Source organism: Metabacillus sp. B2-18 (assembly GCF_021117275.1).
GTDB lineage: Bacteria > Bacillota > Bacilli > Bacillales > Bacillaceae > Metabacillus.
The window spans coordinates 1194350-1209177 of sequence record NZ_CP088245.1 but is presented as its reverse complement, the minus strand read 5'-3'; the positions used below and the strand labels follow the sequence as shown (position 1 = coordinate 1209177).

Genomic DNA, 14828 nt, shown 5'->3' with positions numbered 1-14828 from the left:
TCTACTCAAAGAGACAGCCCTTTTACCCAAATCTATTAATTTACTTTTTTATATTCAGACGGAGAGTATCCTGTAAACTTCTTAAACACCTGACTAAAGTATTGCGGATTATCACCGAATCCGATCATCTCTGCAATTGCAAATACCTTTACATCGTCCATCAATTGAATCTGTTCGATTGCCTTCTTAATTCGTTCTTGTGTAACATAGCTTGAAAACTTCTGCCCTGTTTCCTGCTTAAACAGTTTACCTAAATAGTCTGCATTCATATAAACCTTATTTGCCACCCACTTTAGGGACATCTCTGTATTTCCAATATTCTCTTCTACAAGATCAATCATCCTATGAATAACAGCCGAATGATTTGATTTATGTCTTTCATAGTAACCTTGTGTAATTTCTTTTGCGGTAGAAAGAAAGAAATGTTTCATTTGCTGGATTGTATCCATATCTACTAATACAGACATTTTATCCATATATTTTTGCATGCTCACTGAGTCTGATTGCTGAATCATCACTAAAAAAATCTGCATCACATAAGAACGCACTAAACTAATTGTTAATCTACTCTCTGTTAACTCAGCGAAAAATTGAGAAATTTCACTTTCCACTTTTTCTAAATTTCCTGATTTTATAAACAAACATAAACTTTGACCATCATATTCATAGTCATTTATTATATTCTCATGTTTAATATCATTTTTTGTAATAATGCTTCCTTCACCTAAATAAAATCTATGTCCCAGGCATTCGAGTGCTTCTAAGTAAAGTCTTCTTACTTGTGTAATACAATCAACCTCACTTATAGCCACTGTCATATCCATTTTATAAATATCAAAGAAATGTTCTCTTAATTGCTCAATCTTCTCCTGAAGATTATTAAACTCCTCCTCATTCACAAGAAAAAGAACATATTCCCCTATACTCGTTGATAAGACTGATTCTGAAAAAAGATCTTCACCCAGGTTTTCAATGACAAACATATGCTCATAATGATAATCACCCTCTATACGAAAGATAATTAACCTTATAAACTCTTCTTCGAAATTCACTCTTAATAGTTTTTCATAAAAATGTATTCCTCTATTGCTGTCAAACTTGCTAGTGATAAACTCTTTTAGTAATTGTTTTTTTACATAGGGCTGTACTTGATCGAGACGACTTTTTGTTTCTAATAGAAATTGCTCTCTCTTTGCATCTCTTTTCAGTTCATCAATCACTTTGTTCAAAGCATCCATAATACTATTTTCATTACATGGTTTTAATAAATAATGCTTGACTCCATATTCCATTGCTTGTTTGGCATAGTTAAATTCATTAAAGCCTGATAAGATAATAAACTTTATGGAAGGTTTTTCTACTGCCATTTTTTCTACTAATTGAAGTCCGTTCATTCCTGGCATTTTAATATCACATATCACGATGTCAGGTTGTTCTTTCATGATAAAGTCATAGGCTTCCAAACCATTTCTGGCTGTACCAATTAAACTTGTTCCCAATTCCCCCCAGTTGATGATCCTTGAAATTCCCTCTAAAATAATTCTCTCATCATCAACTAATAACACCCTATACATAATCCCACCTCGTTTGATATGGAATAACGATGCATACCTTTGTCCCTTTGTTTACCTCACTATCAATTTGCAGACCATACTCAGTGCCAAAAACAAATTTAATTCTAGAGTCTATATTACGTAAGCCGATTCCATTTCCTCTAGTCTTTATTTCTCCTTTTTTAACTAATTCGAGTTGCTGCTCATCCATACCAGGTCCATTATCCTCAACGACCAGACGGAGCTTATCTCCTTCTTTGAATGCTAACAAACAAATTTCACATGGCTCTATCATCATTTCCAGCGCATAATGAATGGCATTTTCAACAAGTGGCTGCAAAATCAACTTTGGTAGCTTAGCATTTTTCACTTTATCGTCCATTACTAATGAAAATTCCAATCGCTCTTCAAAACGAAACTTTTGAATAGTCACATAGTGTTCAACCATCTCTACTTCTTGCTCCACTGTTATTACATCATCTTTTAAACTAATGGCGTTTCTTAATAAATATCCTAAAGATTCAACCATTTTGGATATTTGATGCTGCTGATTTACTTTTGCCAGCCAGTTAATAGATTCTAGTGTGTTATACAAGAAATGAGGATTAATCTGTGATTGCAATGCTTTAAATTCAGTATCTTTTATTAATAATTGTTTTTCATAATTTTCATTAATTAGCTGATTAATCCGTTCAATCATTACAAAGAAATTTCGGTGTAACATTCCAACCTCATCCTGATATTGTGAGGGTGTAAAGTTTTCTGTTAGTTTAAAATCTTCTTTTTGAACGAACTTCATCGCTGAAACTAAGTTTTCAATTGGATTCGTAATTCGTTTAGAAAATCTAATAACTAAATAAATAGAAGAAATAGAAATCGCTAAGAATAAAAAAATAACAAGAAACTTAATCATCGTAACCTTTGCGAACATGGTTCCAAAGGGCAAGACATTCCAATATGTCCAATTTGCATATGGAGATTTTGAATAGGTAACAAAAAAGCTTCTTCCATATACATTTTGAATTTGATATCCTTGTTTATCACTAGCTGTAAAGTCTAGCTTATCAACATTAGTAGAATTTCCTTCTGAAAAGAAAATTTCATCTCCTTCTGAGATCGCAATATAACCCTCTTGATCTTCCCATTCTTTTGGCAGCTCTTTAACAATCTCGTGTAACTTAACATCAATTACTAATGTTCCGAGCTTTTCAAGACTTAGATTTTCATAGGATTTTAGCTGTCTCGTAGAAAAAATAGAATTTTTTGAGCCTTCTAGTGAAATCCATACATTACTTCCATTTCCTTTTTCCGCCTTTATGATCATTTCATCTTTATGATCATATAAATTCCGGGAGGGTACTCCTCCAGCACGATATTCCTTCCCAAAACGGTCAAAAAGATGGATGGATTGGATATACTTCTCGGAACCTATATAGCTAGTAAGAGTTTCCCAAATTTCTTTTTCTATTTGATATTGATCATACTTTGTTAAGCTATTGTCCTTTGAACGAAGCAATGCGTTTTGAATAACATCATCACCCATAATTTTATAAGTAACTTCTTCAATATTCTTTAGTTCATCTTCTATTCTATTAGAAGACATAATTAAAACTTGTGAAGATTTACGGTAAATTTGTTCATCATAGCTATTAAATGCATATTGAAATCCAATGATAATAAACGTTAAACAAACAATTAATAAAATAGAAATAAAGACAATTAATTTATACTTAATTCTTAAATTTTTATATCTGGTTGAAATACTTCGGTTTAAGTTCCTCATATATTAGAACTCCAATATCATAATTTGCTAGTAACCGCTTTCAATTCATTTCAAAGGATATCCCATTGTAGACATTAGTGCCAGGCCTGGTTGAGTTGAATCCAATCGACTATATTGGACAATGATTGGCAGATCACTTTCCACTTCAATTGAATAAGGAACACCTGTTGGAATCGTTTCTCCATTAAGCTCCAGTGCTGTTGTACGTAAATGTTTACTTCTCTTGCCCTGCACAATGACAGGAATTTTCTCGATCGGATCTCGATCCTCAAAATAAATCGTAACTTCAAGTTTTGCATCTTGACCATTGCAGTTTAAAATACAAATAGATTCATGGCTAAGAAGTTCCCCTGAGCTTAATGGTGGTATATATCCATCTGGTATGATCCAATGTTTCTCGCCTTTTTGATTATTCATTCACATAACCTCCAATGTTAAGAAAGTACAAAATACTCCATGGTTTAATCATATCATGATTAGTAGTTAATAAGAGTAGGTTCTTATTACTAAACAGATACAGAATAAGAATTTGCATAAAGTGCAGTTAGCTATCTTCCATTATAATGGAAGCACTTGCAATAATACATTTAATTTTCCGATGATTATGATTAGAAAACAGTGTTTCTACTTCTAATACTGCTTCAAAATAAATAAGCCTCCTCTAAAAAGAGAATACTTTCAATCTTATATAACAAATGCAAAATAGGCAATAAAAATAAGTGCTAAAACATAGACGATCGGACTGATTTCCTTCTGCTTTTTCATAGCAATCATTGTAATAGGGTACATAATAAAACCAAGACCAATACCAGTTGCTACACCATAGGTTAGCGGCATCATGATGATCGTGACAAAAGCAGGAATTGCAATCTCGAAACGTTCCCATTTAATATGACGTACTTCACTTGCCATTAATGTACCAACAATAATCAAAGCAGGTGCTGTTACTTCTGACGTTACAATAGAAAGGAGAGGCGAGAAAAATAGTGCAATAGCAAACATTCCAGAAATCACAACAGATGTAAAACCAGTTCTTCCACCTGCTGCTATCCCTGCAGATGATTCGATGAATGATGCTGTTGTTGAAGTACCTAGAACTGACCCTGCAACTGATGCCGAGGCATCAGCTAAAAGTGCTCGTCCAGCGTTCGGAATTTTATTATCCTTAACTAACCCTGCTTGGTTAGCAATCGCAATCAATGTTCCTGCTGTATCAAAGAATGCCACAAATAAAAACGTAAACACAACAGCTACTAATTCTATTGAAAAAATATCTCCTAGCTGCATAAAAACAACCCCGAATGTTGGCTCCAAGCTAGGGATTCCACCAATAATAGCTTTAGGCTTATCAATTATCCCGAAAAACATTCCTAAAATCGATGTTATCACCATTCCATAAAAGATGGCCCCACGAACATTTTTCACCATAAGAATAACGGTAATAATAAAACCAACAACTGCTAATAAAGTTGGACCGGATTGAATATTTCCTAACGAAACAAATGTTGCTGAATTTGCCACTACAATCCCTGAATTTTTCAAGCCAATAAACGCAATAAAAAAGCCAATTCCACTTCCGATTGCATATTTTAAATCCTGGGGAATTACTTCGATGATTTTTTCGCGAATTTTAAAAATGCTTAGCAATACAAACAAAACACCTGATATAAATACACCTGTTAATGCTGTTTGCCAAGGTATCCCCATTCCGATTACAACTGAATAGGTAAAAAATGAATTAAGCCCCATACTAGGTGCTATCCCTATCGGGTAGTTAGCTAAAATCCCAATTAATAACGTACCGATAATTGCTGAGACAGCTGTTGCTGTAAAAACAGCCCCTTTATCCATACCTGCTTCTGATAGTACAATTGGGTTAACAACTAATATATAAGCCATTGATAAAAAGGTAGTAATTCCAGCAAGAAACTCTTGTCGATAAGTTGTTTGTCGATCTAAAAACTGAAAGAATTGCTTCATGTTGACCTCCTGAATTATGCTAAAAAAGCTTTAGAGTTGGATTACCCTAAAGCACACATAACAAGAATTACATATCGACAATACATATGTAATCCTTGTAGTCATGCTATTTAAGGTAGCTTGGTAGAAACGTTTAGGCCATATCCCTAAACATATACAAGGTTGATATATTATATTAATATAAGTTGATATTATAGAGAAAAATAGTAGTTGAGTCAATGTAAATATTTTGGATTACACGATCAGCTAGGGCTATGTTACTTTTTCTTTGAACAATAAAAAAACCTCAGATGACCCAAAATTCATCTGAGGTTTTTTTATTATTTAGTTTATGTAACAGGGCATCAATCAACAATGAACACTAAAACCAACTATTTCTTCCTGCTATCTTTACTCATACAACCTTACTAATCTCAAAATGACGTTCTAGTTTTCGTTTTACACGCTGAAGAGCATTGTCAATTGATTTAACATGTGTATTCAATTCTTCTGATATTTCCATATATGATTGTCCGTCCATATATAGAGTTAATACTCTTCTTTCCAAATCACTCAGCAATTCATCAATCTTCCGTTCTATTTCGTTCACTTTTTCCTTATTAATAAGCAAAGATTCAGGATTAGTTACTTTTTCCCCTGCAATCATATCCATCAACGTATAATTAGAATCTTCATTAGTAAGAGGCTTGTCCAAGGAAATAGATGAATTTAATGGACCATGTTTTTGGCGAGAAGCAGTTTTAATTGCAGTTATAATTTGTCTAGAAATACAAAGCTCTGCAAATGCATAAAAAGAAGCCATTTTGTCTTCACGATAATCACGAATCGCCTTATATAACCCGATCATTCCTTCTTGAACAAGATCTTCTTTATCGGCTCCTATTAAGAAATACGGTCTAACCTTCGAGCGCACAAAATGCTGATACTTATTAATTAAAAAGGACAATGACTCGCTGTCACCATTATGAGCCATCTCGACCAACACTCTATCCTCTAATCCAGCATAATCGACAATTGGTTCTAATACAGTGTTCATTGATTTGATTTCCCTCCATACTCTTCTTAAATTAAGCCCATTTCGAGCTTATACTTATTTTAAATTTTCACTAGTTTACTAGTTTAAAAAGAAATATATCTATACTAAATACCACGCTACTAACCTAAATAATTTCTTTACTATTTTTCACAGACAAATGTGATGTAGATATAAGTATAAGGGGTTAAAAATAAAAACGTTGTCGAAATATAAACACTAACTACAATTTTTATAAATTTTTTGATTAGATCTATCATTCAATAGGTTTATTTTCAATTTGTTGCATTTTCATGTAAAGAAATGAAGTAAAAACACTCGAAAAAATCATAGATATTGTCATTTAGAAGGAAGATAATTGTTTTAGTGATCACCTAAGATTATTTTTCGGGAAATAATGACAAGAAATAAAAAATAAGTTCTCTGAAATTTTGAGAACTTACCTACATTATTTCAAAATCTTCACTCATTTGCTAGCAGCAACTGAAACACAAAGTTCTTAATAAACGTCTTTCCATTCTGCAATATTATCAGCATCAAATTTAATGGATCGCCAAGCATAATTTGCGTTCGATCTCCATCTTCAACTACTTCTCCTTCATCAATTGGATACCATAAATACATCCATGGTGAAAATCAAAAAAAGCACAACGCAATATCATTTTTGTTGTGCTTTTCTCAATTTGACATATTTAATTATCTTTGCGACAAAACTTCCTTCTCATACTTTTTAACATCTTCCAACCAAGTTTCCTTCACAGGAACACCCATTTGCTCACAATAGTAATCCCAAATTGCTCCAAACGGATATGTTTTAAACTCTTCCATTAAAGCTAATCTTTCCGTAAAGTTTCCTTCTTCTTGAAGCTGTTTTAAGTGATTGTTTGGTACAAGCATTGCGTATAGTAAAGATTTAATCATATTACGAGTTCCGATTGTCCATGCTGCTACACGGTTAATGCTTGCATCGAAGAAATCAAGACCAATCATCACTTTGTCTAATGCATCATTACGAACGATTTCAAGTGAGATTTCTTTTAGCTCGTCATCAAGTGTAACCACATGGTCACTGTCCCAACGAACTGGTCTTGAAACATGCAATGCTAGTTTATCGCTGTATAAAAGCATAGAAGAGATCTTGTTAGATACCATTTCAGTTGGGTGATAGTGTCCAGTATCTAATAAGCATAGCTTGTTATTTTTTAATGCGTAACCCATGTAAAATTCGTGAGATCCAACAACATATGCCTCTGAACCAATGCCAAATAATTTACTTTCTACAGCATCGATATTGTATTGCTCATCAATTTCAACTTCAAAAATTTTATCTAGAGACTCTTTTAATCGAACTCTTGGTGTTAGACGATCGCTTGGTACATCTTTATAACCATCAGGAATCCAAACATTCGTCAAAGCTGGTGTTCCTAATTCTTTACCAAAGTATTCAGCAATTTTTCGGCTAGCAATGCAGTGATTAATCCAAAATTCACGGATTTCAGGGTCTGGATGTGATAGTGTTAGGCCATCAGTAGATTTTTCATGTGAAAATAATGTTGGATTAAAATCAAGTCCTAGTCCGTGTTCTTTTGCCCAGTTCACCCAGTTTTCAAAGTGTTTAGGCTCTAATCTGTCACGCTCTACAGCTTCACCATTTGTTTCAGCATAAATAGCATGAAGATTTACACGGTGTTTTCCTGGAATTAATGATAAAGCCTTTTCTAAGTCACTTCTTAATTCTTCAGGTGTTCTAGCTTTGCCAGGGTAATTTCCTGTAACGTCAATTCCTCCAGATAACTCCCCTTTGTTTACTTCAAAGCCACCAACATCATCGCCCTGCCAGCAATGAATTGAGATTGGTACTTGTTGTAGTTGTTGAAGCACTTCATCAACATTAATTCCCCATTTTTCATATTCCTTTTTTGCTAATTCATAGCTTTCTTTAACTGACATAATACTCATCCTCTCACGTATTGTTGTTTATATGTTTTTACTTCGAATGAACCTTTGATTAATGCTCTAGCTTGTTGAATATGTTCCACTTCTTCTAATGCCATAAGTTGTGCCACAATGTTTCCAATGGCAGTTGCTTCCACAGGACCTGCACATACTTCTTTATTTGTTACATTTGCAAGTAATTGATTAAGCATTTCGTTTTGACAACCGCCACCAATTACATTCACTCTTGGAAAGCTTTTCTCAAATATTTCTTCTATTTCACTGATCGCACGTTTATAGCTATCTGCTAAACTATCATATACACATTTCGCAATCTGTCCTGGTGTTTGAGGGACTTGTTGGTTTGTTTCTTTACAATATTTTTGAATTTCACTTACCATATTTTCAGGCTTTAAGAAGCGATCATCATCCACATTTACGATAGATTGAAAATCCTCTTCTTTTTCAGCCAACTCTACAAATTCAGCAAAAGAAATTTCATCATGATAGTTACGTTTTACTTCTTGAATCATCCAAAGTCCCATAATATTTTTCAAGAAACGATAGCGATAGTCTATGCCGCCTTCGTTTGTAAAATTATATTGAAGTGCCTTTGGAACACAAATTGGAAAACGATTTTCCACTCCAATTAATGACCATGTTCCAGAGCTTAAATAAATCGTATCCTCTAATTCAGGAACTGAGATTACAGCAGAACCAGTATCATGTGTTGCAGGTAAAACTACGTTCATATCAAAACCAAATTCTGATACTAGCTCTTCTGACAATGTTCCTAAAACGTTTTTAGGAGGTAGTATTTCATGAAACATTTCTTTGTTAATACCTAATTTATCAAGTAATTCATGATCCCACTGCTTAGTAAATGCATTTACTAATTGTGTTGAAGTAGCATTTGTATATTCGTTAGCCTTTTTACCAGTTAGTAAAAAATTAAGATACTCAGGGATCATTAAAAATGATTTTGCCTTTTTCAGCACATCAGGTGATTTTTGTTTTAATGCATATAATTGATAAATTGTATTAAACTTTTGAAATTGAATACCAGTCTCAAAGTATAGTTTTTCTTTTGGAATGATAGTAAATACTTCCTCCATCATGCCATCTGTACGAGGATCACGATAGGCTACAGCATCTGTTAATAAATTGTCATGTTCATCTAATAGAACAAAGTCAACCGCCCATGTATCAATGCCAATACTATCTGGCTTTATATTAAGGTCATGACACTTTTTAATTCCTGTTTTGATTTCAGAAAATAAGGTTTCAATATCCCAACAAAAGTGATCATTCTTTTTCACGATATTGTTTTCAAAACGGTGTATTTCATTTAGTTGTAATTTGCCATCTTCAATATGGCCAAGAATTAATCTTCCGCTTGAAGCCCCAATATCTACCGCTAAGCTATATTTTGTCATTTTCTTCACCTCTTCATTGAAAACGCTTGCTTTATTACATAATAAACTAGTTTATTATGGTTTCCTATATCGTGATTAAACAATTTTATTGTCCTTATTTGCCAAATTCATAAAAAATAAAAAAGCTATATCCCCTACTAATTCCAAGTAGTGATATAGCTAGCCTTTTGTTAGTTGTTCACGTAACTTCTTTGGTGTATATCCGTATTTGCTTTTGAATACTCGATAAAAATAACTAATATTTTCATACCCAACCTCTTCAATAATCGAGGTAATTGCTAGTGTTGTATTTTCCAATAAATCCTTTGCCACGCTTAATCTTTTTTCTTGTACAAGCTCCTTAAAAGTATAACTAGTAGCTTTTTTTATTTCTTTACTTAACGTGTAATGAGGCTGCTGAAGTTTTTCTGATAACTCATATAAAGACGCATCTTGGTATTTTTCTTCAATATATTTTAATGACTCAACAATAATGTGATGTCTGTGAGTCTCATCTTTATATTTAACTTTATCAGAGTTTTTAATAAGCTCAACCATTAATAAACCCATATACAATTTTATCGTTGACTCTGACATCATCGAAGGATTCATAATTTCAACTATAATTTTTCCTATCAATTCTTGGATACTCTCTATTTCCGATACAGCGAAATAAAGATATTGTCCGTTTTGTGTGTGATCGAATAAACTATTAATTAAAAAATTCGTTATTAAATTCTCAGTCGTTAAATAAGAAAAAACAAACGAGAAAAATTCAGGCTTTATAATAAAATTAATAATAATATCTTCTTCTTCACAAGCATCGAGTTCATGCTCAATATGCTGGTTGAGAAATAGAATATCACCTTTTATAAGCTCTAACCTTTCGTTCCCAACCGTTTGATTCAGTGAGCCGTTAAACACATAATTCACTTCAATATAATTATGCTTATGCTTCGGAAAATGTACAAATCTCGTATGCTTCCTTACCATAATCATCGTATTATTGTTTAGAAATTTTTCACCCTCAACAACGAAGCTTTCCTGGCTCGTGTAGAGCTCCTTTTGAACCTCGTGTTTTTGCTGAAGAATCAATTTTTCTTCATCATTTAATTGCATGAGCTCTTCTAAAAGATTGGATTTCATCTTAAACCCTCGTTTTTGAGATATATGTGATTCTAGTATTTTATAATGTTATAGTGTGAGGTCCTATAAGTTACTTAGGATCAGGACAGGCACTTTCTATTTGGTTCTTTTTTGTCTCGATTTCGGTACTATCGGGACAGACGCTCGCTCTTTGGTACTGTTTTTGTCTCGATTCTGGCACTATCGGGACTGAGGATCGCTCTTCGGTACTGTTTTTGTCCCGATTTTCGCACTATCGGGACAGATACTCACTCTTCGGTACTCTTTTTGTCCCGATTCTAGCACTATCGGGACAGTTTCCCACTCTTTGCAACTGTTTTTGTCCCGATTTCCGCACTATCGGGACAGATACTCGCTCTTCGGTACTCTTTTTGTCCCGATTCTAGCACTATCGGGACAGTTTCCCACTCTTTGTAACTGTTATTGTCCCGATTTCCGCACTATCGGGACAGAGGCTCGCTCTTCGGTACACTTTTTGTCCCGATTCTAGCACTATCGGGACAGTTTCCCACTCTTTGCAACTGTTTTTGTCCCGATTTCCGCACTATCGGGACAGTTTCCCACTCTTCGAAACTGTTTTTGTCTCGATTCCGGCACTGTCGGGACAGATGCCCGATCTTTAGCTCTTTTCTTGTCCCGATTCCGGCACTACCGAGAAGGCTGCTCTCTCTTCTCCTCACTTTTTTTCCGATTCATTCCACTAAAGAAAACTCAACCAGCACTCGCCTCAAACATAGCTTCAATATCTTAAAAACTCATTAAGAGAGTAAAAAGCCCTTCATCTCTATCAGTAATGAAGGACAAAATTCCTCTATATAAATTGGCTTAAAATAGAGGTGATTTTAAAGTGAAACCTAGATAACATACAAATGTGTTATCCGTTTACCATCACTGAATTAAACTGTACACCTTTTTCCTCTAGCCCACTGCAATAGCTTTCTTCGATTAGTGAGTCAGTGATTACGTAGCTGATTTTCTGAATATCTGTAATGTGCGCAAACGTTCGTACTCCAAACTTCGTAGAATCTGCCATTAATATCGTTTGATCTGATATTGACATCATCTGTCTTTTTAAAAGAGCCTGCCATTCGTTTGAATCACTTAATCCTGCTTCAATATGAACACCTTTACACGAAATAAATGCTTTATTTACGTGATACATATTAAGTGACCTTTCTGCTAATGGACCAACATAGGATAATGACTTTGGCTGAAGCATTCCGCCGGTGGAAATCACACGAACTTGTTCTTTTTTACTAAGCTCTACTGCTACTTTTATAGAATTTGTTAACACAGTTAATGGGACGTCCGGCATTTCTTTTGCCATATACCATGCTGTTGTGCTGGCATCTAGTACGATCTGATCACCAGGATGAATGAGTTTTACCGCTTCTAAAGCAATTGCTCTTTTTTCGGTAGCATTGGTAATTTCTCTTTCTGTATAAGAAACTTCTGTTTGTTCATCTTGTATACTAACTGCGCCGCCATGACTTCGGCGTAATTGATTTTCTTTTTCTAATTTCTCCAAATCGCGTCTGATTGTTTCCTCTGTTACCTTAAAAATTTTACTTAATTCGGTAACTCGGACACTTAATTTCTCATTTACAACATCGACGATTTTTCGGTGTCTTTCTGCTACAAGCATCTCGGTTTGCCTCCTAAAAACTCTCAATGAAAAAAATAATGATGAGGATGAGCTTACTTGCTTAAAGAGTCAGATCTTACGCTTGTAGGCTCTAGATATTATTATGACATAGAATAGGGTAGAACGCATTTGTTTTAGTGATTATGCGCTTACATTTTTGTCTATAAAACAAGGTGTAATAGAAATGATCTTCTGTTACACCTTGTATGTTTTCTTATTATCTAGTAAATGCTGCTGGCACTCCACCATCAACTGTTAACATACATCCAGTTGTTCTGTCTGATTTAGATGAAGCGAAGAATAGAATGGATTGTGCAATATCTTTTGGATAAATGTTCACTAGTAATGTTGTACGTTTACGATAGTGCTCTTCTAATTGATCCGGGTGAATACCGTATGCTGCTGCACGTTCTTCTCTCCAGCTTGATCCCCAAATGGAAGATCCTTGAAGTACTGCATCAGGAAGAACAGAGTTTACGCGGATTCCAAATTCTCCACCTTCTGCTGCAATACATCTTGCAAGATGAGTTTCCATAGCTTTAACAGAGCTGTATGCTGCTGCATTTTTACCTGCATATACAGAGTTTTTAGAACCGATAAAGACCATGTTTCCACCAGTACCTTGTGATTTCATTTGTTTGAACGCCTCACGAGCTACTAAGAAATAACCAGTTCCTAGAACGTTCATGTTTAAGTTCCACTCTTTTAATGTTGTTTCATCAAATGGGCTTGAAGTTGCTAAACCTGCATTGTTTACGATAATGTCAACACCACCGTATGTTAGAGCAGATTGCTTGAATGCTTCTTGTACCGCTTCTTCACTCGTAACATCCATTTTTACAGCTAAAGCGCGACCTTCTCCGTATTGCTCATTGATTTCTGCTGCTACCTTTTGAGCACCTTCAAGGTTAAGGTCTGCGATCACAACATGAGCACCTTCTGCTACAAATTGACGGCAAGTTTCACTACCGATACCACCAGCACCACCTGTTACAAATGCTACTTGTCTTGAGAACTCAGCTTCTGCTGGAGCTAAAGATAATTTGTAAAGCTCTAATGGCCAGTATTCAACATTGAATGACTCGTTTTCGTTTAAAGAAACAAAGTTTCCTAGAGTTGTAGAACGTTTCATAACTGCAATTGCACGATGATATAAAGCACCACTTACGTTAGCCATTGGGATGTTTTTACCTGTGTTTACCATTCCGATACCAGGAATTAAAATAACACGTGGAGCTGTTTCAGAAATTTTGTCACCTTCGTTTTTGTTTCTCTCAAAGTATGTTTTGTATTCTTCTTTAAAGCTTTCGATTCCAGCTTTTACTTTTTCTACTAAGCTAGCAACATCTTCAGTTTGTGGATTCCAGTCAATGAATAATGGTGTCATTTTTGTATGAACTAAGTGATCTGGACATGCTGCACCAACTTGTGATAATTCTTTAGCATTATTGCTGTTTACAAATTGTAGAACATCTTCTGCATCATCATAAGTTAATAGCATTTTCTTTTCTTCGCTAACCGCACCACGGATAACTGGCATAACTTGTGCTAAAACGTTTTTGCGATCTTCTTCAGAAAGTGCTTCGAATTTTTGTCCACCAAATACATTTTCTTCTACTAATCTAGCTTGAATATATTGTTCTGCTTCATTAATAACAGAAATCGTTTTTTCATAGCTTTCTTCAGCTGTTTCTCCCCAAACAACAAGACCGTGTTTTTCCATTAATACTAATTCTGCGTTTGGATTGTTTTTAACACCTTCTGCGATCATTTTTGAAAGTGTGAATCCTGGGCGTACATATGGTACCCAAACAAAACGGTCTCCGTAAATTTCTTCAGCAATTTGACGACCATTGTCTGCACAGCAAAGACCAATGATTGCGTCTGGATGTGTGTGGTCAACATGCTTGAACGGTAAGAATGCGTGTAATAGAGTTTCAATTGATGCACGTGGATGCTTGCTGTCGATCATGCAATGTGCAAGATAAGCAACCATTTCTTCATCTGACATTTCGTCACGTTCGATTAATGGACGAATATCTTCCATTCTTAAACCAGTGAAGTTGTGTGCTTTCATTGTCGCTAAATCTGATCCACTACCTTTAACGTACATCACTTCTACATCACGGCCACGGAAATCTTTTTCAATTGTTTTCATTGACGTATTCCCGCCACCCCAGTTACATACAGCACGATCTGAACCAATTAAATTAGAGCGATATACTAGCTCTTCTACTCCTTGAGATAATGAAGCTGCTTTTTCTTTATTCCATAAACTTTGTACCACTTTATTTCCTCCTCTATTGTTTCGTATCTGTTTTTGTTTGTTTATCTGTTT

General features: G+C 34.7%; 11 protein-coding genes and 1 riboswitch. All 11 genes read right to left on the bottom strand.

What is annotated here, in order from left to right; all coding sequences use genetic code 11:
• Positions 1 to 35: 35 nt before the first annotated feature.
• Positions 36 to 1574, bottom strand: a complete 1539-nt coding sequence (locus tag LPC09_RS27300) for a response regulator transcription factor (RefSeq protein ID WP_269217420.1) — start codon at positions 1572 to 1574, stop codon at positions 36 to 38.
• A complete protein-coding gene (locus tag LPC09_RS06115) occupies positions 1567 to 3336 on the bottom strand; it encodes a cache domain-containing sensor histidine kinase (protein ID WP_231309217.1) in 1770 nt (589 codons plus the stop codon). The genes LPC09_RS27300 and LPC09_RS06115 overlap by 8 nt, the downstream gene beginning before the upstream one ends.
• Positions 3337 to 3381: 45 nt before the next feature.
• Positions 3382 to 3753 carry a sensory rhodopsin transducer gene (locus tag LPC09_RS06110; protein ID WP_098796578.1) on the bottom strand — a complete coding sequence of 124 codons (372 nt, stop codon included), beginning with the start codon at positions 3751 to 3753 and terminating at the stop codon, positions 3382 to 3384.
• A gap of 267 nt (positions 3754 to 4020) precedes the next feature.
• On the bottom strand, positions 4021 to 5316 hold the full coding sequence (locus tag LPC09_RS06105) for an NCS2 family permease (RefSeq protein WP_231309216.1): 1296 nt from the start codon (positions 5314 to 5316) through the stop codon (positions 4021 to 4023).
• A 78-nt stretch (positions 5317 to 5394) separates the two neighbouring features.
• A riboswitch (purine riboswitch) is annotated at positions 5395 to 5496 on the bottom strand.
• A gap of 214 nt (positions 5497 to 5710) precedes the next feature.
• Complete coding sequence (gene sigH / locus LPC09_RS06100) at positions 5711 to 6352, bottom strand: RNA polymerase sporulation sigma factor SigH (RefSeq protein WP_098796580.1); 642 nt, start codon at positions 6350 to 6352, stop codon at positions 5711 to 5713.
• A 459-nt stretch (positions 6353 to 6811) separates the two neighbouring features.
• The gene (locus LPC09_RS06095) at positions 6812 to 6973 is read right to left on the bottom strand and encodes a hypothetical protein (RefSeq protein WP_176551036.1); all 162 of its coding nucleotides are present in this window, start codon (positions 6971 to 6973) and stop codon (positions 6812 to 6814) included.
• Between the two features lie 72 nt (positions 6974 to 7045).
• Positions 7046 to 8299 carry an L-rhamnose isomerase gene (rhaA, locus tag LPC09_RS06090; RefSeq protein ID WP_098796581.1) on the bottom strand — a complete coding sequence of 418 codons (1254 nt, stop codon included), beginning with the start codon at positions 8297 to 8299 and terminating at the stop codon, positions 7046 to 7048.
• A gap of 5 nt (positions 8300 to 8304) precedes the next feature.
• Positions 8305 to 9720 carry a rhamnulokinase gene (gene rhaB, locus LPC09_RS06085; RefSeq protein ID WP_098796582.1) on the bottom strand — a complete coding sequence of 472 codons (1416 nt, stop codon included), beginning with the start codon at positions 9718 to 9720 and terminating at the stop codon, positions 8305 to 8307.
• A gap of 159 nt (positions 9721 to 9879) precedes the next feature.
• Positions 9880 to 10845, bottom strand: coding sequence for an AraC family transcriptional regulator (locus LPC09_RS06080; protein WP_098796583.1), 966 nt, complete (start codon positions 10843 to 10845; stop codon positions 9880 to 9882).
• Between the two features lie 874 nt (positions 10846 to 11719).
• Positions 11720 to 12490, bottom strand: a complete 771-nt coding sequence (locus LPC09_RS06075; protein WP_098796584.1) for a DeoR/GlpR family DNA-binding transcription regulator — start codon at positions 12488 to 12490, stop codon at positions 11720 to 11722.
• A 217-nt stretch (positions 12491 to 12707) separates the two neighbouring features.
• Positions 12708 to 14777 (bottom strand): bifunctional aldolase/short-chain dehydrogenase, encoded by a 2070-nt coding sequence (locus tag LPC09_RS06070; RefSeq protein ID WP_098796585.1) that lies wholly within the window; start codon positions 14775 to 14777, stop codon positions 12708 to 12710.
• Positions 14778 to 14828: the final 51 nt, after the last annotated feature.